The sequence below is a fragment of the Paenibacillus sp. FSL R7-0331 genome, assembly GCF_000758645.1.
In the GTDB taxonomy this organism is placed as follows: domain Bacteria; phylum Bacillota; class Bacilli; order Paenibacillales; family Paenibacillaceae; genus Paenibacillus_AQ; species Paenibacillus_AQ camerounensis.
On record NZ_CP009284.1, the window covers coordinates 4,038,635 to 4,060,729 of the forward strand.

The window sequence follows — 22,095 nt, forward strand, 5'->3', positions numbered from 1 at the left end:
TTGGGTAAAAGATAGTAATGAACCGAAAAGGGCGGGGATCAAAGTGACACATGAAGAAGAGATCGAAAAGCTGACAATGGCGATGAAAGAAACGGAAAGCACACGCATGTACGAAAGATATTTGGCTGTCCGGCTGCATTTGGAAGGCCGGACTTTAACCGAAATTGCAAACATTTTGGGTAGGTCATTTCCTGCTATTAGCGGGTATTGCAACGCTTATCGCAAGCAGGGACTAGAAGGTCTTGAATTTGGTGAGTATCCCGGAGGTATCCGAAAACTTTCTGACAAACAAGAAGAGCGGTTGAAAGAAACCATTGCCAAGCAAAGACCGGTAGATGTTGGATTTGAAGCGAAATACACTTGGACGTTAAGAATCATACGTGCATGGATTCTTCGCGAGTTCGGTGAGAACTATACCCTAAAAGGGATCTCTAAAATGCTAAATCGGCTTGGCTTTAGCTACACAAAAGCTACCTACACTCTGGTACGAGCCAACAAAGAGGAACAGAAACAATTTCGCGAGGTCACTTTACCGGAGCTCAAAGAGCAATTAAACCAAGGAGAAATCGACCATCTTTTATTTGAAGATGAATCCATGATAAGAGCCTATTTGGCTTTGCAGTACAACTGGTTTCCCAAAGGACAACAACGCAAAATTCTAACTCATGGCGAGCATAAAGGAGCAAAACTGTTTGCTGCTATCGACTACGAGACGGGCCACGTGACCCATCGAGAAGAGGAAAAGTTTGATACAGCCGCCTTCCAGCGATTTTTAGTAGATATTCTAGAGAACTACTCGAAAGGCAAACTTGTCATGGTGTTAGACAATGCCCGCACTCATCATGCGGATGCAATTCAGCCGTTCCTGCGAGAAAATCCAAGACTTCAGCTTGTTTTTCTACCCAAGTACAGCCCTGAACTTAATCCTGTCGAAGGATTGTGGAAATGGCTAAAACAAGATGTCGTAAACAATGTCTTTTTTCATAAGTTTTACGTCATCCGTACTCATGTCGCAGCTTTCATGAAACGAGTCAATGAGAGTCCTCTTGAATTGATTGATCGGCTACTGGTTCGGGCGTAAAGATTTTTAGTTCAATCTATATAACGTCTTTTTACAAACTTCGTAAATTCGCCATGACTTAGATTATTCGCGAAATCATTCAACTATCCTGCCCATTGTTAAATGCTGACAGATTCTAAAGCTGGTCTATCGCTACTACAAAAAAGTATCCGAGGTTTTAATGTGTCTGCTACATTAAAATAGCGTTTCCCACTATATAGGTAGCACTGGTGAATTTTTTAGTTTTGGGATTGGCCATGACTCCAGAAAATGTTTGGACTTCCGGCCGCTGCCCTTCTGCAGATTTCTTGATTTGATACCGCTGTTCGCGGTGGAAATCCGCAGACAGCTTATGCTTCCGATGCGAGCTTTTCTGCGAAAAGCTTTCAGGCGGACAATTCCGTTCCTCCAGTTCCAAAGTTCCCTTCCACCACTTTTCCCTTAACTTAAATTTTCAAGTTCAATCTATATAGTTCAATAAGCACACTTTCTTTTACTACACAATATCTTCGTACTGTGACATAAAGAAACGCTTAAGTTATACTAATGGTGAATTAAATATTGAAGGGACTGAACTATGCGCAGATATCGATATCTTAACCCCAAAACAAATAGATATTGGAGGTAATTATATTGATTAAAGAAATACAAACCGAAAGACTAATTTTAAGAAAAATGAAGTTATCGGACTCTGCCAGTTTGTTTAAGATTTGGTCCAATCCTGAGGTTACAGAGTTTATGAATATCAATACTTTTACTGATGAAAGCCAAGCAGTAGAAATGATCGAAATTCTTAATAACCTTTCTCTGGAAAACAGGGCCATTCGCTATTCCATAGTGGAGATGGAATCAAATCGCATCATTGGTTCCTGCGGTTATAATGCTATAGATTCATCAAACGCTAAAGCGGAGATTGGATACGATATTAGTAAAGATTATTGGGGCAAGGGATATGCACCTGAGGCTATCCAATCTCTCATGGATTATGCTTTTAATATATTAAAATTCAACAGGATTGAAGCAAAAGTCGAACCTGAAAATAATAATTCCATGAAAGTTTTACAAAAGTTAAACTTTACATTTGAAGGAACGATGAGAAAGTGCGAAAAGTCCAAAGGAAAGTTTATTGATTTAAGCATTTTCTCGAAATTAGCAACAGATTAACTTTAATGGGTGGGCCTACACTTTATGGTGTAGGCTTTTTATTTAATATATTTTCACGTTGATTCAATTAAAATGAATAGTATGTGTCTACTGCAGTGTATCTTCGTACTGCGCAGCATCTAACGGAACAATTCCTGTCAAAAGAAAAAAGCACTGGACTGTCGAGGGAATTAAGCAAACCGGCAGGATAACATGAAAATAAGTGGAATCATTAACTATCATCAATGAATGGAGTGATAGAATGATCGGGAGGTCTATAAGAGTTCTAGAACGGGACCCTAGCCTCGTCTTTAGTATTTTTTACCCAACTTTCAAGGGAGACCCCGTAAGTGGATTAGATTTATACGCACCTTGTCAAACGGAAGTAGCTACGGTATTAATGGAGATGGGTGTCAATCTTGAAAACCTAAACATTACCGATAATTTAACGACAAGTAAGTCGGCAACTGTAAAGAAAGGGATTTACCCCGTTATACTCTTATCACCTGGATTCGGTGTAGAACGCGATATGTATCTTGGCATTATCTCAAAGATTGTACCAAAGGGATACATGGTTGTTACTATTAGCGCTCCGCATGAATCTGTGTTTACCATATATCCTGACGGTAGCTATATTAAGCAGGCGCTAGAAATGGCGGAAATAGAAAGTACCGACTATTCTAGCTGGGACATTCTCCTAGAATGTCGCATTCAGTCAATAATTTCGATTATAGAGTATCTTGAAACTCTAAACCGAACCGACTCTGAGTTGGAAGGGCTGTTCAATCTAGATAAAGTTGCTGCGGTTGGGCACTCACTTGGTGGTGCAGCTGTCCTAGAAGTCGCCAAGATGGATAACTTAATCAAAGCCGCTATTCTTCTCGATCCAAGTTTTCATCTTATACGTCGAGATAACGAATTAGCATCTGTTCCAGTTTTACTGTTGCGGCAAGAGGCTTCAACTTATATAGAAATGGCAGCATCTATGAATGAGACAATCGCATTCGATTATATCGATGGACAACGTTATGCGTTTAAGTCCCTAAAGAGTGCCACTTTCTGTCGGGTAAATGGGGCTCAGCATATGTCATTTTCCGACGTGCCGCTCCATTACAGTGATCATCATGCATTACATATTCATGCTGTTACGGTAGAAGCTACAACTGCGTTCATTGAAGCTGTCTTTCATAGCGGTCATATGCCATCAGCATTACAACTTAGCGAAACCATCGTTCCAATTAACTCGGACGGTGATCTAATACTGATTAAAAGATAAACCTAATACAGGTCCACAGAGCATGTTGCGCTAACAGGAAACTTTAGTTTAATAAACTAACAGTAATCTAGACTCTTTTTCTCAGTTTAGGACAGCTGTTGGTTTTTATATTGGAGCCCTCAAAACGAGTTCTTTTGGTAGTCACATTGAGCAGTTTGTGTCTACTGCATTATATTTTCGTACAGCGTAGCATCTAACGAAACCATTTTTCTCAAAAGAGAACAAAGCACTAGACTTTCGAGGGTATTAAGCGAACGGCAGGAAAATTTAATAGTTAATCGAATTATTTATCTGTACATAACAACAAAAACCTTTTATCGGGGTGATATTATGGAATGTTTGGGATGTAGGATTGCAAATGGAATTGAACCTAATTTGAATATAATATTTCAAAACGAATTAATTACTTGTGTTCTTGATATTGCTCCATTTAATGAAGGGCACACGCTAATCCTTCCAAAAAAACACTACTTGGATATCGATGAAATCGACCAAGAAACTACTTACAGCATCATGGACGTCTCTAAAATGCTGTCCACTGTCTTAAAATGCTTATATAAACCAGACGGTATTAGAGTGAGTCAGGATAGCGGGATATTCAACGATTTGAATCATTATCACATGCATCTCATACCAAGATACGAAGGCGATGGTTTTACTTGGGGTGAACCGTCACATCCAGATGGTGCTGAATACCGTTTGACACAAACTAAGGAAAAAATAATTAAGGTTTTGAATGAACTATTAAATTCCGATGGAAGAACGCAAACGCCTCCATAATTTGTTAAGTAGGTAGATTAGATTCTTAAAGGTGATAATATTTTTCTTAGACCACTTATTCTCTCGAATGCTGAGGAACTACTATTTTTGCAAAATAAACAAAACGATATTGAATACTATTTTGGCATCTATGACAATAACGCTCATAAGCTCATTGGAACTATCAGTTTATTCCAGGTTGTGCGCGGAGATATTCAAAGTGCCTTCATCAGATACTTCTTAGATCAAGATCAAAAATGGCAAGGGTTTTGCCACAGAATCCGCTATGAGAGTTTTAGAAAAAGCAGGTTTTCATAAGGAAGGAATAGCAATAAAAAAAGTTAACATCAATGAGAATTGAGTAGATCATCTAACGCAAGCCCTTGCTTTATTTCTTGTATCATATACTCAACAAAGGCTAATAAGCTTTGTACATCAGGAGCACTATTGCTGTTTTCTCCGTCTGCAGCTTCGCTGTTGTATGAAGTCAGACAATGCCTGACTAACGGAAGGAAGCGTTGAGGCAGATATGTAATGCCCCATTTCCCGCCCTCCCGCTTTGAAGCTATTTTACCCTCTTTTACGTAATAAAGGACTCGGCAGAGATTCAAGGTCAGGTATGTAGGAGTAAGGTACGCAGGGGGATTGTCCACGATCTCAGCAGCACAGCCCTCCACATCGTTCAAAATGGAGTCAAGGTAATATTGACTATCAACCGGTTCATAAAGCTCACTTAACGGTTCCCCATATAGGGCTATTCCTCGTTCATAGGCAACAACAATCTGAGAGGCTAAATCCTTATCCTCAAAGCCCCCGCAGAGATAATTCTCATCTGCACGATACTTTTCCCTGTGATAATCAGAGTAATGAAACTCAAAAGGTGTGGGATATACAAAAGCGTTTAGATATGTTTCTAAGATGATAGTGAATTCCACTCCACGCTCATTGGAAGCATCCGACATTTCATCATGCAGAGATAACGCTATTTTTGCAATATTAGAATGATTTACCGCAGTAAGTTTGTCTTTTACAACAACTAAAAAATCGACGTCACTTTTCAAGGGATTAAAGCACCCCATTGCTAATGATCCATGCAAATAAATACCTGTCAGGTTTTCTTTAAGCTCTTCTTTAAATAGTGCTGCTATTTGGTCTAATAAAGCCCGGGTGTTCATATCAACACGCCTCCGTTCTTATCCGTTCACCTGAGACTCCCTATTCCTACAACCAAGCCATAATAGTCCCGCCCATCGCCCCCGTTAACACAACGATCCAAGGCGGCAGCTTCCAATAGACCAGCATACTGAACAATACTGCGGCAAAAGCAAAATCAGCAGGTGCCAGAATGGAGCTTGTCCAAATCGGCTGGTAAAAGGCAGAGATTAATATACCTACCACGGCTGCGTTCACGCCCATTAAGGCACCCTTGGCTTTTGGATTCCGGCGCACACTATCCCAAAAAGGCAGGGTTCCCAACACTAATAAAAAGGCCGGCAGGAAAATAGCCGCTGTCGCAAGCAGCCCTCCGTCCCATCCGTTCATTACAGCACCCAGATAGGAGGCAAAGGTAAACAACGGTCCCGGAACAGCTTGAGCTGCCCCGTATCCAGCAAGAAACGCCTCTTCGCTCACCAGGCCGGTTGCTACAAACTCCTGTTCAAGCAATGGCAGGACGACATGCCCACCGCCAAACACCAGAGAGCCTGAGCGGTAGAAGCTGTCAAACATGGCAATCCAGCGGACCGGGGTCGCTTCTCTTAAGACCGGAAGAAGAAGGAGCAGCCCGAAGAATACTGCCAAGCATACTGCTCCCAGGCTGCGCTTAACCGGAAAACGGACCCTGCTGTCTGAATCAGCCGCTTCTTTGCTGTAGATCAGGAATCCCACCAGTGCGGATATCATAATCATTCCAACCTGAGCATACACCGTTTGCCATAATAAGGTAATCGCCATTGCCAATAACGCGATCGCTTTTCTTTTTAGATCCGGGGTCAGCTTCTGAGCCATGCCGATAACCGCGTGGGCTACAACGGCGACAGCTACGATTTTTAAGCCGTGAATCCAGCCTGCGTTCCCTATATCCAAACCCTGAAGCATCAAGGCTAACAGCATTAATGCAAAGACAGAAGGCAGCGTAAAGCCGAGAAAGGAGACGATTCCTCCAAGTATGCCAGCCCGCATGACCCCCATTCCAATCCCCACCTGACTGCTGGCCGGACCGGGCAAGAATTGGCATAATGCTACTAAGTCAGCATAGCTTTTTTCGTCCATCCATTTTCTTTTGCGGATATATTCTTCATGAAAATAACTCAGGTGGGCTATTGGGCCGCCAAAGGAGGTAAACCCCAGCTTCCCGGATACTACTAAAATTTCGAGTAAGGATCTAAATAAACCTTGTTCATTCACTGCCGGCTTGTTCACCTTCATTCTCCCTCCGCAATCTGTCTATATAAACCGCAATTACGATTATAACCTCACATGGGGACAATCTATCGCTTCCACAGCTAAAGTCCTTTATCAGCAGGGTTCCGGTTTGGGATGTACGGTGATAGAAAAACAAGCTGCAAATGCGGATACTCCTTGGGAAACAGCTGTAACTCGGTAGCGTAATGAATCGAGCTGTTGTCCAACATCAAAGCTATTTTTCTGCTGGGGGAAGCAGAGAGAAGATCCTGTAAAACCAAATTAAGGCGGCAGCGTCCGCCTCTCCTTCTTCTCGGTGATGCACTTGCCCTGTTTCGTAGGTAATGGCACGGCATCATGAATGAGCCGGGTTGAAATAACTGTACTTTCGAGACAATTTCATAATTCAAAACCCTTGCTATACCTGGTTTTTTTGAGCATAGAAAAAGGAGTACCTCCCCAAGTTCTCGAAGTTATAGGCGACGAAACCAACACCCGAGAAGAAAAGAGGTAATCCCTATCTATTCTATTCGACAAGAAGAGCTGTTTTCCTTCGAGGAATTGCTCCAAATGCGCCCGGAAGATAAATACAGCCAAATCTTTGATCACTTAAACCTGGCTCCGGTCCTGCACGTCCTCCGGAAAAAGAACCACCGTGGGCGGCCACAGGAGCTAAACCTCCCTGCCATGATCTACTCGCTGCTCATCTCAAAAATGGAGGGCATTGAGTTTGTTTCTTCCTTGGTTAGGCGCCTTAAGCATAGCGAGGAATTTCGGGCGCAGTGCCGATTTACCGGCTCGAACCCTATTCCGAGCCTGGCTTCATACTCCCGTCTGATTTCTGCGCTTGAGCAAACGGGAATGCTTGAGCAACTGCAGGATACCTTGGTGCTGTCTGCCATGGAAGAGGGCTTTACTACGGGCACGCACCTTGCCGTTGACTCCTCCATTGTGGAGGCTTGGGATTGCCAATTCAGTGAATCTGCGTCGAAATGCCGAGCGGCCCGCCGTGCCAAAAAACCAAGCAAAGCTCCAGAAATCCAGCAACTGGAGTTCGAGAATGCCGAGCCAGAGCCTCAGCCAGCGAACGAACCGCTTAAAAAACCAGTCTACCGACGTGGGCGGGCTTCTGCGGAAGAAAAAGAGCGCCGGCGTCTGGAACGGGACGCTTATGAAGAGACCTTAGCGCCCTTTGAGAAAACGATTGAAGCGATGCTATCTTACACCTATAACGAGCTCCTGAGCACGATCCCCCGGCACGCTGCACGCTTTGACAAGAAAAATACAAAGGGCAGACTCACCAGTTACTACGGATTTAAGGCAAACGTACTGGTGGATGCGGATTCTCAGTATGTGCTAAGCGGTGTCTTTAGTTCGGCGAATCTGAATGACCAGCGGATGGCCGTCCTGCTCCTAAAGGGGCTACACCTGAAGTTTCCTGGGCTGAAGGTGAAGCATGTCTTGGGCGACAAAGGGTATGACAGTTCGGCCATTTACCGGTTGATTCATTCCTTAGGCGCTTTTCCTATTATTAAAATGATTCACCACAAAAAACCGCCTGAGGGGATGAACCAGGACTACACCCCTGTGTGCTCACAGGGACACGCCTACCGTTACGACAGTTTCGATGCTAAGTACGAAACGCTGCGTTACACCAAGCCTAACCAGTGCAAAGACTGTCCGTTTTCCGAATCCGGCTGCCAAAAAGTGTTTAAAATCCGAATCCAAACCGATTTGCGTAAGCATGCCAACCCAGCAAGAGGAAGCGAGAGCTTTACGCAACTGTACAAGAAACGAACGGCTGTAGAACGTGTTTTTGCCTATCTCAAAGAGTATTTTGGGATGAAACGCACGCGTCACCGCGGCGTCCGGGCAAGTGTCGATTTCCAGCTCAGCACATTGGCCTACAATTTGAGTAAGTTTGCGCTAGACAAGTTGAACAAGCAGTTAAGAAACTCCCAACAAGTGGCCTGATTTTTTTAAAAACAAACTCAGATTTTGGCCCAGTCTTGCTTTCCAGCAAACTGAATTATGAAATTGTCTCCTTTCTGCAACTAAACTAGGCTAATTAGCTTCGCTGCAGGTTTTAACTGCACTCTATACATTTATATTTGCCGAAAACGCCCCGAACCGGCTTTTTCGCGAAAAATAGATGTATAGAATACAGTTATCTCCTTAAAATGACTAAATTCCCCTGTTTTAATTGCACAAACTACACTTAAAACTCATTTGGCTCCGAACCGACTGACTAAGGTTAGAGCTTTGGCAAGGGAGATCCATCCGCTGCTCAACGCTTTCAGGAGACGGTTTGTTAGTCTATTAATGACGTTCTATATAGCTTTTGCTTATATAGGATGTTACCTGTACACAGGCGTTCCCACAACGGATTAACAGAAAAATGACACTGCCCTAACATTTCTCATACATTTGCAGCAAGTAGAAACGGCTTCGCCGTCCTTCAGGGAAGGCGGCAACCGTTTCTGCGAGAAATATAAGGATTATTGATAGTGTAGAACATATTAATTCTTATATTTCAAAAAAAAAGACCGTCGAACAGACGGCCCTCCCATTATAAGCTTTACAGTTACCTAAACCGTCTGCAGCAGCCAGGCCACCGCTTCCTCCTCATTACTAAACGCCCGGAAGGCAGTACCCTTATTCAGCTCCGTGAGCAGCTCCTTGAATCTGCCTTTATCCGCTTGAGTGCCGGTAATGACTGCCGCGCATCTCACATGGTAATTAATGAATTTTTGCAGTGCTGTTCCCGCAAGACCTGTACGCAGATTGTAAAATGCCTCCGGCAGGGCTGCTTCATGCAGCAGAACGTTGTAGACATCATGGCCCATGCAGGCACCGATCAGATCCAGAATATCCTGCTCTGTACCCAGCCTGCTGTCTGCGGACCGTAATTCTAGGTACCGTTGTCCTTCTTTGGTTATGACTTCAATGTTCATACCCTTCACTTCCGTTTCCCTGGTAATGGCCTGGCGCACCTCTCCGATCCATTTCAGTTCACTGGTATACGCCGACAGCTGGTTAGCCTCGATCAGTCTCCAGATCATTGCTTCACGCGGACTGCGGTCCGGGGCATACTGTCCCTTATCCGCGCGGCCCTGTTCGAGATGAATCAGACTTATGATCTCCTGCCCATAAGCATCCAGCATGGCTAGAATTTCAGCAGTTTCCAGCTGGTCGCTCCAGGCAAGCTGAATGAGAAAGGTTTTTCTGGATTCCGGCTGCTCAGGAGCCGACTGGACCCAGTACTTCAGCTCCGCCCGTCCTTCGGGAGTTATCGTGTACATTTTCTTGGAGGGAGAGCTTTCCTGATGCTGTACTTCGCTGGTGACATATCCATCCTTCAAAAGCTCAACCAGCGCTTTATAAATCTGATTGTTGTTGCCTGACCAGTACATGAACGAAGAATCTTGAATGATCTTCTTCATATCATATCCGGTCAGGGACTGGCTGCTTAGCAGTCCCAGAATGGCATAATTAATCGACATTTCACTCACTCCATATCAGTAACCTATGTTAATAGTAACATAGGTTACTTAAATCATACAAACACAAAATAAGCCATGCACCGGAAACGGCACATGGCTGTCGAGCTTTTAATGGCCGGGCAGCCGGATACCGTACCACCCGCTTACTTCACATTGTCCACATTCATTACTTCCTGCAGTAACCAGTGTTCCGTCTGACTTAAGGCCAAGGGTATGAGAACAGCCTGCTGCTACAGCAACTATATCGTACCAGCTGCCCACCTCGCACTCGCCATGCTTATTCCAGCCCGCAGCTGTTACCGTGCCGTCCTTCTTAAGACCGATTGTATGATGACTGCCTGCCGCTATTCCCACTACTCCGCTCCAGCCGTTCACCTCACATTGGCCCTCTTTATTCCGTCCTGCGGCCACCACCGTGCCGTCAGACAGAAGGCCTGCGGTATGAAGATAGCCTGCAGCTACTGAAATGACGCCGCTCCAGCTGCTTACATTACATTGACCATACCGGTTATTGCCTGTCATGATTAAGCTGCCGTCTGCCTTCAGTCCGGCTGAATGCCAGTCGCCTGCAGCTACAGCCACGATATCCTGCCAGCTGTCCACATTGCATTCGCCTTCCAGATTCCGGCCCGCAGCTACCACGGTGCCATCCGCCTTCAGGCCGATCGTACGGCGCCAGCCTGCGGCTACCGCAATGATTCCGCCCCAGCCGCTCACCTCGCACTCACCGTGCTTGTTCCAGCCTGCGGCCGTAACGGTGCCGTCTGCTCTCAGTCCGACTGTATGGGCATTACCGGTATGCGCATTGCCTGCCGCAACCGCCACAATATCGCGCCAGCCGCCCACATTACATTGGCCGTATTTATTATCTCCGGCAGCAATCACCGTTCCGTCAGCCTTCAGTCCGGCCGAATGACGATAACCCGCCGCCAGGGAAGGCCAGGCTTGCCTGATAATCATAAATCCCGCTCCTTCATCATGGTCAGATGCTTCCTCTCCATTTAACCACAATGAACAGTTATTTGCTGTAAGTCTGCCTGATCAGGAGCGGTTCCCTAAACGTCTTTACCCTTTGGTAGCCCCGGCAGCAATGCCCTTAACGAAGTATTTCTGCAGAGCAACAAACACGATTAGCACCGGTATAACCGACATCGCGGTTCCGGCAAAAATCATATCCCAGCGGGAGGAAAACTCACCGATATACCGGTAGATTTCGACCACCATCGTCTTCGGCTCGCCCGAAGGCAGCACCAGCATCGGCATCAGGAAGTCGTTCCAGATCCCGAGGCCGTTCAGCACGACCATACTGGCCGTAACCGGACCCATCAGCGGGAATACAATCCGCCAGAAGATTCCGTAGCGTGAGCAGCCGTCAATTTCCGCCGCCTCTTCAATTTCCTGCGGAATGCCTTTGACGAAGCTGGTATAGAGCAGACAGCCGAAGCCGACGGCACCGGCGACATAGACCAGAATCGGACCGGCGAGACTGCCGTACAAGCCGAACATTCTCAGCTCCTTGAACAGCGGGATCATGTAAGCCTGGAACGGAATCATCATCCCGGCCAGGAAGTACAGGAACATGAACCTTGTCCAGCGGGTGTTACGCCGTTCAATCGCGTAGCCGGCCATCGGAATGATCAGCACCTGGGCTACAATTGACACCAGCGTCAGGATCAGGCTGTTCAGAATGGCGCGCGGGAATTCCGTCTCGGTCAGCAGATATTTGAAGCTGTCCAGATAGAGACCCTTAGGGAAGGCGATAGCATCCCGCATGATCTCGGCATTGCTTTTGAAGGCTGACATCAGATTGAAGAAGATCGGAAAAAAGAAAAGGATAGCCAGCAGCAAGGTAATGATGAACATGGAGATTTCAGCAATTCTTCTTTTCGTTTGCAGTGTCATGCTACATCTGCACCTCCCGTTTCCGGAGGAACTTCACTTGTATGACCGTAATCAGCATAATGATCAGGAACAGCACCATTGCCAGCGCCGTACCAAAGCCCTGCCGCAGCTCTCCGAAGCCGACTTTATAAATAATATAGGTTAATGTCTCGGTCTCAAAGCCAGGCCCGCCGTCCGTCATGACGGCAATCTGGTCAAAAATCTTCAGCGCGCTGATCATCGCCAGTACCATACATACTGTCATTGAACCGGCCAGCAGCGGGAAGGTGATATGGCGGAACTGCTGGAAGCCGTTTGCCCCGTCTATGCTTGCCGCTTCATTCAGCTCAGGCGGAATGCCCTGCAGCCCGGCCAGATAAATAATCATATAGTACCCTGCGCCCTTCCAGACCGTGGACAAAATAATCGAAAGCATGGCGTACTTCGGATTGCCCAGCCAGTCAACCACCCAGCTGCCCAGTCCGATTGCATCAAGAATCTGATTGAATACGCCGAAGTTATAGTTCAGGATCATTGCCCAGACAAAGCCCATTACAATTCCGCTGAGCAGCGTCGGGAAATAAAAGATGCTTCTGAACAGGTTGCGGAACCACCGGACCTTATCGACAAGAATGGCCATGGCAATCGCCGCGATATTTTCCAGTATGACAAGGCTGATGGTCATCACCAGCGTATTCTTAAGCGCGTTGTGCACACGGGGGCTGTGCCAGATTTCCACGAAATTGGCAAACCCGATATACCGCATATCGTCACTGATTCCGTCCCATGAGGTGAAGCTGAGATAAATGCTGCCTGCCGTCGGCACGATGACAAACAGCGTATAGATCAGAAATGAAGGCAAAATAAACATTAGCGCATACGACTGGAACCGCTTCTTTTTCTTAGGCTTTAGCGCCGTTAGCGGCTTGTCTGCTTGCTGAATTGCTGTAGCCATGGATGCTCTCCCTCCCGGAGATGCTTCCCGGCAAGAGGGCTTGAACCTGCTGAGCAGCAGGACTTCCCTCCCCCGGGGAGCTGTTTCTTTTTGACAAAAACTAATACTGTTATTGCTGGTTTGCTTTTACCTGTGCATCATATTCGGTATCTGCCTGCTTCATGTAATCCGTGACGTTCTCATTCTTCACGACCAGATCCTGCAGCAGCTTGTAGAACCAGTTGCGGAACTGCGGAGGAATGAGATTGTCACCCCACCAGTTGTTGATCGCCAGTGATTTGGTAACATTCGCATCTGCAATCAGGTCAAGGGCAACCTGCATCTGCTCTCCGGTTTCATAGGTAACCTTCTCTTTGGTGGAAGGAATCGCGTTGATGCTGGACAGATATTTGGCGTATTGCTCAGGGGCGAAGAAGAAGCGGATAAAGTCCTTGATCGCCTCTGTTTTGTCCGCGTCCTTGGCTGCTTCGGCGGAGAGCGACCAGCCGGCAGGTGACGGCAGACCGATTACGTTCACTTTGCCCTCACGGTCAGGAATCGCATAGAAACCGAATTCGAAGGCTGGATCAGCCTCCTGAATCTGCGTGAACATCCAGGTACCGGAGAAGAGCTGGGCTGCTTTGCCAGCTACAAGAATGGACGCCGTCTGGTTATCCCCGGTGCTGAGCCAGCCTTTGTCCACATAGTTAGTGAACAGGTCTTTGAAGTCTGTAATGGCCTGTACAACGTTGGCATCGGTGAAGCTTACGGTCTTGGCCGTCCGCTTGGAGTTCCAGTCCGGGTCCTTCGAATACACATCATCGATCAGGAACTTGTTCACCCAGAAGCCCATGTGGAAAATATCCTTGCCGCCGACCACGAGCGGAGTAATCCCGCTGGACTTCAGCTTCTCCTGGATCGCAAGAAACTCGTCATAGGTTTTTGGAAGCTCGGTGATTCCGGCATCCGCATACGCTTTTTTACTGTAGATAATGCCCTGCGGCACGTTGACCGACATCGGTGCATTCCATACCTTGCCGTCTACCTGCGGCGGATTGTCGAACAGCTCCAGCAGGTCGGACGGCAGCTCGACGATTTTGCCGGCATCCGCAAACACCTGGGTGTCACGGATTTCTACGAGATCAGGGAATTCGCCGACCGCATCCTTCGTCTTAAGCCAGTCCAGATAGGCTGCAGAGGAGGTTTCGCTGATATCCTTGATTTTGACGTTTGGATTGGCTTCCATGAATGCTTTGACGGCCTCTGCAATCGCCGCTTTGGTCGCCGGGTCACCGGATGCATAGCCGATGGAGAACTGCACTTCCTTTTTCGCTTCAGTAGTTGCCGCCGGTGCATTGGATGAAGAAGCTGTATTTCCGTTGTTAGAAGCATCTGAAGCATTACTATTGCTGCCGCAGCCCGCCAGAATCGCTGTTGCTGCCAGCAGCGTTGCGGACAACGCGGTTACTGATTTTTTTAACATATGAACAAGACCCCCTATAATTCTCATGATTGAGTGAAAGAGCCGGAAACAGCACCCGATGTGCGCATCATCTTAGAAAGCGTTTCCTTGTGATTACAGAATAGCATTCTGCCCTCCAAGGTTGAATGCAGTTTTTTAAGCTCCGTATGCGGTAATTTTAAGTGAATCCGGGCAGCAAAAAAGGAGATCCGCAGATCTCCCCTTATGCCGTGCTATTTCCCCAAGCCTTCTTCCAGCGCCTGCCGGTCATATTCCCGGTCCGCCTCCTGCATTACGCTGAGCACATCGCCGTCCGTAACAACCAGCTCCTCCAGCAGCTTATAATACCAGTTACGGAATTGCTGGGGCAGGGTATTAGCCCCCCACCAGTTGTTCATCATCCTGGATTTCACAGTCTGCGGATCACTCAGGATGCGCAGCACTTCATTCATTGCCTCGCTTGCCGGATAAGCCGCCTTGGATTTGGTCGCCGGAATGCCGTTAATGGCTGACAGAAACCGGCTGTACTGGGCCGGCTCGAAAAAGTACTGCAAAAAATCAGTGATCGCCGCGCTCTTCAGCGGATCACGGGCGGCTTCCGCCGAGAAGGACCAGCCCGCGGGCGAAGGCAGGCCGGTCACATTCACCTGCCCTTTCCGGTCCGGCACCGCATAGAATCCGAATTCAAAGGCCGGATCAGCGGCTTCAATCGGAGAGAACATCCATGGCCCCGAATAGAGCTGCGCCGCCTTGCCGGTAACGAGATACGAGATCGTCTGGTTGTCCCCGATGTTCTGCCAGCCTTTGTCCACATACCGGGTAAACAACATTTTAAAATCACTTACTGCCTGAAGTACCCCGGCATCGGTAAAGCTCGCCGCTCCGGCTGTTTTACGGGCATTCCAGTCCGGGTCATCCGCATAGACATCATCAATCCAGAATTTGTTGATCCAGAAGCCCAGGTGAAAAAGATCCTTGCCTCCGGCTACCAGCGGTGTAATGCCGGAGGCCTCAAGCTTCTCTTGTACCGCCAGAAATTCCTCATACGTTGCGGGAAGCCTGGTAATTCCGGCTGCCGCATAAGCCTTTTTACTGTAGATGATGCCTTGCGGCGGGGTTTCATACAGCGGAGCGTTCCACACCTGGCCGAATACCTCCACCGGCTGGTCCAGCAGCTCTACCAGCTCAGGCGGGAGCGGGGCGATTTTACCTGCAGCGGCAAAGGCCTCGGTATCACGCATCTCCAGCAGATCGGGAAACTCACCGACCGCATCCTTTATTTTCAGCCAGTCCAGATAGGCATTGGAGGATATTTCACTAGTATCTTTAATCGTCACATGGGGATGTGTCTGCATATAAGCGGCAATGACCGCCTTCAGCGCCTGGGTAGTCGCCATATCCCCGGCTGCATAAGCAATGGAAAAGCTAACCGGCTGCAGCTTCGGCACCTCTTCGCCGCCATTGTCCTGTGAACGGCTGCTGCCGCAGGATACAAGGAGGGCCGCAATAACGAGCATACCGGCTGTTGTTTGAATTCTGCTATTCTTGTACATACATCGCTTGCGCTCCCTCACAGTAGACTAAGCTCCTTGTTCAAGCACGGGAAACAGCAGGGTAACAGAGGTTCCGATATGCTCCCGGCTGCTGACTGTAAGTCCGTACTCTTCCCCGAAGCTTGTACGGATGCGCTCATGGACATTTTTCAATCCGACATTTTTGCTCGGGGCACCCGGGTCCTCCAGGTTCCTCTGAATCTGCGACAGGATCTCCCGGCTCATACCGATTCCGTCATCATATACTGTTACTGCAAGCCCGTCCGCTCTCCGCTCTACCGTGATACCGACGGTCCCCCTGCCCTTCTGGCGCAGGCCGTGCTGTACGGCGTTCTCGACAATCGGCTGCAGCGACAGCTTCAGCACCGGCCAGCTCAGGTCAATCTCCGGCGGAATATCCTGCTGCAGCGTATATCGGTTCTCATAGCGTACGGAAATAATATAGAAGTAATTATGCAGATGCGCGAGCTCGCTGCCGAGGCTGACGCGGTCCTCCCCGTAATCAATGACATATTTCAGCTGATCGGAGAGGGCAAGAATCATATCCGCCACCTCCCCTGCCTCCTTGTCCACCGCATTCATCCGGATGACTTCAAGGGTGTTGTATAAGTAATGGGGCCTGATCTGGCTCTTCAGCGCATTCAGCTCGGTCTGCTTCTGCTTAATCTGGGCGACATAAGCCTCGTCGATATGGATTCGGAGGCGCTCCACCATCCGGTTGAAGCCGTGCGCCAGCCTGCCCATCTCGTCATTGCTGTTCACCGTAAGCTGGGTGTCCAGGTTGCCGGACTCCACAACGGTCATCTGCCTGATCAGCTCCCGGATCGGTGCGGCCAGCCGCCGGGAAAACCACGCACCCATCACAATCATTACGACTGCGCAGATGGCAATCGCAATATAAACGGTTGTCCTCGCCGACAGCAGCTGCTCGAACAGGCTGCCGCGGTGAATCCTGGCGATAACCTGCCCCTCCAGAAAAGGGATGTTCTGACTGAGTGTAATCCGCTCCTCGTCATCAAGGATGGGGTTCACCACTGTGCCTGGAGCCGCATCCTGATTGCTGAAATACACCCTGTTCTGGCCGTCGAGCAAATACAGCTCATCCTTGGGTCCGAGACTCAGCTCCTCGCTAAACTGCCGGAACAGCGACGTGTCGATGTCCAGAAACAGGGTGCCTACAACCTTGGGCTCACGCGTAACCCGGCCCGAGGTATCAATCAGGGTACGCCCGATGGTGAACACCGTTTTGCGGGAATCAAAAAAATAATCGTCTGTATGTGCCGGGAACACCGCCGCCTTGGCGGGATCTGCAGCCATAGCCGCCAGCCATTCCGGCCGGGCGAATGTATCTGCTACCAGCGAGCGGTTCTCCTTCTGCTGCGAGTAGACTCTGCCGTCCGAGCTGCGCACAAACTGCACTCCGGTAATATAAGAGTCGCTGAACAGCAGCGTTTTGAGGAAGCTGTCGATCGGGATGGCATTGATCTGGCCCTGGTCATTGACGTTTGCCGTCTGGTTGCGGCTGTAGCTGTCGATATATCCGTCATAACGGCCGGTATACATCAGCTTGGATATTTCATTGTATTGGTTAAACGCAGAATTCAGATTATAGCTCATATACAGCACCATCTGCTGCAGATTACTGGTCGTGTAGCGCTCCACATAGCCGGAAAAGGTCTGCACGGAAAAAAAACTGAGCGCCAGCAGCGGAATCAGCCCCACCAGCAGAAAAGACGCCGAAAATTTGACAAAAATGCTGCTGCTTCTCCGCCCCCGGTTCAGCACGGTTATTCCTCCTTATCATTAACAGGTGTAAGCAGTTACGGCTTCCATGACTGCTTGTACTCCTGCGGCAGCTTGCCGAATTTCTTCTTGAACATATCGCTGAAGTGGCGGGCATTGTTATAGCCGACCTGCTCGGCAATCTCATAGATCATGAGGCTGCTCTGGAGCAGCAGCCTGCGGGCGTGATTCATCCGGACCTCTGTTAAATAGTGCTTGAAGTTCTGGCCGGTATGCTTCTTGAAAAAGCTGCTGAAATAATACGGGTTCATATATAGCATGGCCGCCATGGATTCCAGCGTAATATTCTCGGAGTAATGCTCTTCTACATAGGCTTTCATCTGCAGCAGCTGGGGCATTTCCTTGCCGCTCAGCCGGCCGGCCAGCTGCCCGAACAGCTGCTGCACAGCAGTGCAGAAAGCAGAACCCAGAGCGGCATAGGTCGGAGCGGCGGTGAACTGCTCCAGCAGCAGCGGACTGGGTCCGTGCTGGGCCGCGGCATCTGCGCTGTATTCGGCAAGCTCCTGCTCAAGCTGCACCACCGTATTGTAAAGATGCGTTACCGCCTGAGCCGGGCTGCCGCCGGAGAGCCGCGCTACCGCCGCCAGCAGCTCTCCGGCGCGCAGCATGCATTCCTCCTTCTCAAGCATCTTCAGCGCTTCTATCAGCGACAGCTGAACTTCTGCAAGCCCGGCGGTCGATGACAGATCATATGCGGCCTGAGCCCCGCTATCATCAGCGATCACCCGGTTCAGTCCGGAGAAATACTTCGATTTGAGCGCTTTCAAAGCGCTGCGGTACGATTCATCCGCCTCCTCAATCCCGCCGGCAGGCCGTCCGACCCCAATGGTTACCTGCAGCTTAAGATAGCTGTTGACCTTCTGGTGCAGATCCTCCATCAGCTCCTGCGGCATGTCCGGCTGTTCATGCTGCAGAAGAATGCAGAGCCGCTCCCCCTTGCGGAATACATACCCGCCGCCGCTTTCCACCGTTTCCTTTATGATATTCGACAGAGCAAACTCCACCAGCTTGCGCTCATGCTCCTCCCAGCGGGAAGAGCCGCTGCTGTATTCATCGGTCTCAACTGCACATACCGTAGCATATCTGGTTATCGACGTATTCCCGATCCGGACCAGGGCAGCGGCTGCCCCTTTATTCCCGTCTGTCAGCTGCTCCAGCAGCTCTTCGATTGTGCCGGTGACATTTTTACGTTCGTAGGATTTGAGCATCTCCTTGTTCCGCTCCTCCTCCGACTCCTGGCGGATCAGTGCCGCAGCCTTGCCTGCCGCCTGCTCCAGCTGGCCGGTGTTGACCGGCTTAATCAGGTAATCCAGAGCGCCGTACTGCAGGGCCTCCCGGGCATAGGTGAATTCCTGGTATGCGCTGATAAACACTACCTTGATTGAACGCCCGGATTCATGTATGCCGCGTATAATATCAATGCCTGAATATCCCGGCATACTAATGTCACTGATAATCAGATCGGGAGCTGCACTGTCAATCAGCGCCTTCAACTCAATCCCGTCACTGGCTTCCCCGACAATTTCAAGACCGAGCGACTCCCAGGCAATCAGCTTTTTGAGACCGCGCAGAATAACCGGCTCATCATCGGCCAATACAACACGTATGCTTCTGTTCATTCTTGTCCCTCCGTGTATATGTCATGCAGCCGTTTCCGGGATTTCCCCACCACTAATGTACCATAGAAGCACGGTCCGGCAGATGCAGCTTTTTAATGGAAAACCGCAGTTTTTTAAGCCTCCTGCCGCTGAAGGGCCTTCCTGGATTTCCGCTGCAGCATGGCACAAACCCTGTACAGCTTGTATACTTGTACAAAAAAGGAAAGGCGGTTTTCCACCTGATCTATTTCATTAAATTCCTCTACAGCTTCGTTCTGCCGCCGGGCCTGTTCGTCCTGCTGTTCACTGCGGCTGCAATCTGGATATGGCGCAAGAACCGCCGTCCTGCCTTGATGCTGCTCATTATAACAGTACTCCTGTACCTGTCCATGACCCCGCTGACGGCTGAGCTGCTGATGGGCGGCCTGGAACGTAAATATGCACAGCCGTCCCGGATCGACGGTGATGTTATTGTTGTCCTGGGCGGCGGGGCGACGAGCGGCACGCCGGATATTGACGGCGAGGGCAATCTGTCCGGCGCTGCAGCCAACCGGCTGCTGACAGCAGCGCGGCTGTACAGGGAAACCGGACTGCCTCTGCTCTTCACCGGAGGCCAGGTATACACCGACAGCGGCAATGAAGCGGATATCGCCAAGCGCCAGCTGATTGGTCTCGGGATACCGGCAGAGGATATTCTGACCGAGAACCAGTCGCTCAATACCGGACAGAACGCTGAGTTTACCGCAGCGCTGATGAAGGAGCGCGGGCTCAGCCGGCCGGTGCTGGTCACCTCCGGCTTCCATATCGTGCGTGGGATGGAGGAATTCCGTAAGGCTGGGTTATCACCTCAGGCTTACCCGAGTGATTATACCGTCAGCCAAGGAGGCTCCTTCTACCTCTCCAAGCTGTTCCCTTCGCCCGGTGCCATGCAGTCCACCGGTGTTGCAATGAAGGAATACCTCGGCCTGCTGGCAGCCGGGCTGTAGACAGGCTTAGTCCCGATCAAATAAAAGCAGTGGTCCAGGGGGAACCCCCAGCCACTGCTTTCTGTAGCCGGCAGCTTATTTCACCAGCCCGCAGAACACGGCGCCGGTCATCCCGGCCAGCTCCTGCGGATCAAGCTCCATCTGCATGCCGATTTTGCCTGCGCTGACCGCAATGGTGTCATACAGCTGTGCGGTCTCCTCAATAAAGGTCGGATACAGCTTTTTCATCCCGACCGGAGAACAACCGCCCCGTACATACCCAGTCCATTTTAGCAGATCCTTCAGCGGCAGCATCTCGATTTTCTTTTCACCGGAGGCTTTGGCCGCACTTTTCAAATCCAGCTCTTCGCCTACCGGAATGACGAACACGTACAGGTTGGGTCCGCCGTGCGCCACCAGGGTCTTAAACACAGTATCCGGGTCAAGGCCGATTTTCTCAGCCACTGCGGTTCCGTGAATAGCCCCATCCTCATTGTCATACAAGTGCACCTCATAGCTGATGCCCTTGGCATCCAGCATGCGCAGTGCATTGGTTTTGCTGATCTGCATCCTGCTCCAACCTTTCCAGCCCGTTTATGTATTAAAAGCTATTATACACGCATTCTATTCCCGCTTGAAGGAAGGAGATTACATGCGCACTGCATTTGATGCCCATATGCATATCATTGACCCCCGTTTTCCGCTGATCGAGAATCAAGGCTATCTACCTGACCCTTTTACCTGCCGGAATTATCTGGACACTGTCCGGGAGCTCCAGCTGATCGGCGGCGCGGTTGTCTCCGGGTCCTTTCAGGGGTTTGACCAGACTTATTTAACAGACGCCCTGCAGTCACTGGGTTCCGGCTTTGTCGGCGTAACACAGCTTCCCCATGATACTACTGACGAAGAGCTGCTTAGGCTGCACAGTTATGGCGTAAGGGCTGTCCGGTTCAATGTCAGGCGCGGCGGCTCGGAAGACTTGTCTCAGCTTGATTACGTGGCCAGGAGAGTCCATGAAATAGCCGGTTGGCATACGGAGCTCTACATCGACTCTGTGAATCTGCCTGGCATCGCCCCGGTGCTGGCTGCCCTTCCAGCTGTATCAGTAGATCATCTAGGCCTGTCGCAGAGCGGTTTTCACCATCTTCTTGACCTTATTGATAAAGGAGTCCGTGTAAAAGCCACTGGCTTCGGCCGCGTCGAGCTTGATGTACCGCAGGCGCTGCGTGCAATCGCTGCCGTTAATCCGGATGCGTTAATGTTCGGGACTGACCTGCCGTCCACCAGGGCACGCCGCCCTTACCATGCTTCAGATATTGAGCTTATTTACGACACACTGGGTGAGGAGCTGGCTGACAAAGTGCTTTATAGAAATGCGTCTGACTGGTACCTGAAATGAGCGATTGTACGGGCATAACAAAAACCCTTGGGTATCCCAAGGGTTCAGTTATTGTACCGCCATTAGACTGCGCCGTCCCGGCTATCTAATCGCGCGGATAATTAACAGCCATAATATCCATGAAAGGGACCTTGAGCAGCTCCTCATTAGAGCTTACATGCACCTTGCCGGTCCGTGAATCCATACCGGTAATCTGCCCGCGCACCTCTTCTTCCTTGCCCCATACGGTGAGCAGGATTACTGACTCCTCCTGCATCGCTTCAGTCAGCTGGTTGCCAAGCTCCTCCAGCACAAATTCATCTCTTGTCGGCCGTTTGGCCACCTTCGCTTTTGCCACGCTATTCCTCCAATAAGCC

The 22,095-nt window shown here is 49.4% G+C and carries 20 protein-coding genes and 1 pseudogene; 8 read left to right on the forward strand and 13 right to left on the reverse strand.

Features of this window, described 5'->3' with window-relative positions; translation table 11 throughout:
- Positions 1-37 precede the first annotated feature (37 nt).
- Positions 38-1,081, forward strand: coding sequence for an IS630 family transposase (locus R70331_RS17055; protein ID WP_156131059.1), 1,044 nt, complete (start codon positions 38-40; stop codon positions 1,079-1,081).
- 169 nt (positions 1,082-1,250) lie between these two features.
- On the opposite strand, the gene R70331_RS17060 is transcribed toward R70331_RS17055, so the two are convergent.
- Entirely contained in the window at positions 1,251-1,478 is a 228-nt protein-coding gene (locus tag R70331_RS17060; protein WP_042177389.1) for a hypothetical protein, read from the reverse strand.
- Between the two features lie 215 nt (positions 1,479-1,693).
- Here R70331_RS17060 and R70331_RS17065 point away from each other — a divergent pair, with 215 nt between their 5' ends.
- From R70331_RS17065 to R70331_RS32110, 4 genes and pseudogenes are all read left to right on the forward strand, one after another.
- Positions 1,694-2,224, forward strand: coding sequence for a GNAT family N-acetyltransferase (locus tag R70331_RS17065; protein ID WP_042177390.1), 531 nt, complete (start codon positions 1,694-1,696; stop codon positions 2,222-2,224).
- A gap of 202 nt (positions 2,225-2,426) precedes the next feature.
- A complete protein-coding gene (locus R70331_RS17070) occupies positions 2,427-3,479 on the forward strand; it encodes an alpha/beta hydrolase family protein (protein WP_156131150.1) in 1,053 nt (350 codons plus the stop codon).
- A 330-nt stretch (positions 3,480-3,809) separates the two neighbouring features.
- The gene (locus tag R70331_RS17075) at positions 3,810-4,259 is read left to right on the forward strand and encodes an HIT family protein (protein WP_042177392.1); all 450 of its coding nucleotides are present in this window, start codon (positions 3,810-3,812) and stop codon (positions 4,257-4,259) included.
- 21 nt (positions 4,260-4,280) lie between these two features.
- Positions 4,281-4,599 (forward strand): annotated as a pseudogene (locus R70331_RS32110) (GNAT family N-acetyltransferase).
- On the opposite strand, the gene R70331_RS17085 reads toward R70331_RS32110, so the two are convergent.
- Both R70331_RS17085 and chrA read right to left on the reverse strand, forming a co-directional pair.
- Entirely contained in the window at positions 4,586-5,413 is an 828-nt protein-coding gene (locus R70331_RS17085) for an aminoglycoside adenylyltransferase domain-containing protein (RefSeq protein WP_042177393.1), read from the reverse strand. The pseudogene R70331_RS32110 and the gene R70331_RS17085 overlap by 14 nt on opposite strands.
- A gap of 46 nt (positions 5,414-5,459) precedes the next feature.
- The gene (chrA, locus tag R70331_RS17090; protein WP_042177394.1) at positions 5,460-6,665 is read right to left on the reverse strand and encodes a chromate efflux transporter; all 1,206 of its coding nucleotides are present in this window, start codon (positions 6,663-6,665) and stop codon (positions 5,460-5,462) included.
- A gap of 546 nt (positions 6,666-7,211) precedes the next feature.
- Here chrA and R70331_RS17095 point away from each other — a divergent pair.
- Positions 7,212-8,615, forward strand: a complete 1,404-nt coding sequence (locus R70331_RS17095) for a transposase (protein WP_052418870.1) — start codon at positions 7,212-7,214, stop codon at positions 8,613-8,615.
- 614 nt (positions 8,616-9,229) lie between these two features.
- Here R70331_RS17095 and R70331_RS17100 read toward each other — a convergent pair.
- The 8 genes from R70331_RS17100 to R70331_RS17135 form a co-directional block, all read right to left on the reverse strand.
- Entirely contained in the window at positions 9,230-10,144 is a 915-nt protein-coding gene (locus R70331_RS17100; RefSeq protein ID WP_042177395.1) for a PadR family transcriptional regulator, read from the reverse strand.
- Positions 10,145-10,252: 108 nt separating this feature from the next.
- Positions 10,253-11,104 carry an RCC1 domain-containing protein gene (locus tag R70331_RS17105; protein WP_042177396.1) on the reverse strand — a complete coding sequence of 284 codons (852 nt, stop codon included), beginning with the start codon at positions 11,102-11,104 and terminating at the stop codon, positions 10,253-10,255.
- 105 nt (positions 11,105-11,209) lie between these two features.
- Positions 11,210-12,046 (reverse strand): carbohydrate ABC transporter permease, encoded by an 837-nt coding sequence (locus R70331_RS17110; protein ID WP_197071343.1) that lies wholly within the window; start codon positions 12,044-12,046, stop codon positions 11,210-11,212.
- Position 12,047: 1 nt separating this feature from the next.
- Complete coding sequence (locus R70331_RS17115; RefSeq protein WP_042177397.1) at positions 12,048-12,980, reverse strand: carbohydrate ABC transporter permease; 933 nt, start codon at positions 12,978-12,980, stop codon at positions 12,048-12,050.
- Positions 12,981-13,089: 109 nt separating this feature from the next.
- A complete protein-coding gene (locus R70331_RS17120) occupies positions 13,090-14,442 on the reverse strand; it encodes an ABC transporter substrate-binding protein (protein WP_042177398.1) in 1,353 nt (450 codons plus the stop codon).
- A gap of 212 nt (positions 14,443-14,654) precedes the next feature.
- Entirely contained in the window at positions 14,655-15,974 is a 1,320-nt protein-coding gene (locus R70331_RS17125) for an ABC transporter substrate-binding protein (RefSeq protein WP_042177399.1), read from the reverse strand.
- 27 nt (positions 15,975-16,001) lie between these two features.
- Positions 16,002-17,759, reverse strand: coding sequence for a cache domain-containing sensor histidine kinase (locus tag R70331_RS17130; protein WP_156131151.1), 1,758 nt, complete (start codon positions 17,757-17,759; stop codon positions 16,002-16,004).
- A 35-nt stretch (positions 17,760-17,794) separates the two neighbouring features.
- Entirely contained in the window at positions 17,795-19,396 is a 1,602-nt protein-coding gene (locus tag R70331_RS17135) for a response regulator (protein WP_042177401.1), read from the reverse strand.
- A gap of 218 nt (positions 19,397-19,614) precedes the next feature.
- Here R70331_RS17135 and R70331_RS17140 point away from each other — a divergent pair, with 218 nt between their 5' ends.
- The gene (locus tag R70331_RS17140) at positions 19,615-20,361 is read left to right on the forward strand and encodes a YdcF family protein (RefSeq protein WP_042182822.1); all 747 of its coding nucleotides are present in this window, start codon (positions 19,615-19,617) and stop codon (positions 20,359-20,361) included.
- A gap of 75 nt (positions 20,362-20,436) precedes the next feature.
- Here R70331_RS17140 and ybaK read toward each other — a convergent pair whose 3' ends face one another.
- Entirely contained in the window at positions 20,437-20,910 is a 474-nt protein-coding gene (ybaK, locus tag R70331_RS17145) for a Cys-tRNA(Pro) deacylase (RefSeq protein ID WP_042177402.1), read from the reverse strand.
- A gap of 82 nt (positions 20,911-20,992) precedes the next feature.
- Between ybaK and R70331_RS17150 the strand changes: the two genes are divergently transcribed.
- Positions 20,993-21,739 carry an amidohydrolase family protein gene (locus R70331_RS17150; protein WP_042177403.1) on the forward strand — a complete coding sequence of 249 codons (747 nt, stop codon included), beginning with the start codon at positions 20,993-20,995 and terminating at the stop codon, positions 21,737-21,739.
- Positions 21,740-21,824: 85 nt separating this feature from the next.
- Here R70331_RS17150 and R70331_RS17155 read toward each other — a convergent pair whose 3' ends face one another.
- Positions 21,825-22,076, reverse strand: coding sequence for a YolD-like family protein (locus tag R70331_RS17155; protein WP_042177404.1), 252 nt, complete (start codon positions 22,074-22,076; stop codon positions 21,825-21,827).
- Positions 22,077-22,095 lie beyond the last annotated feature (19 nt).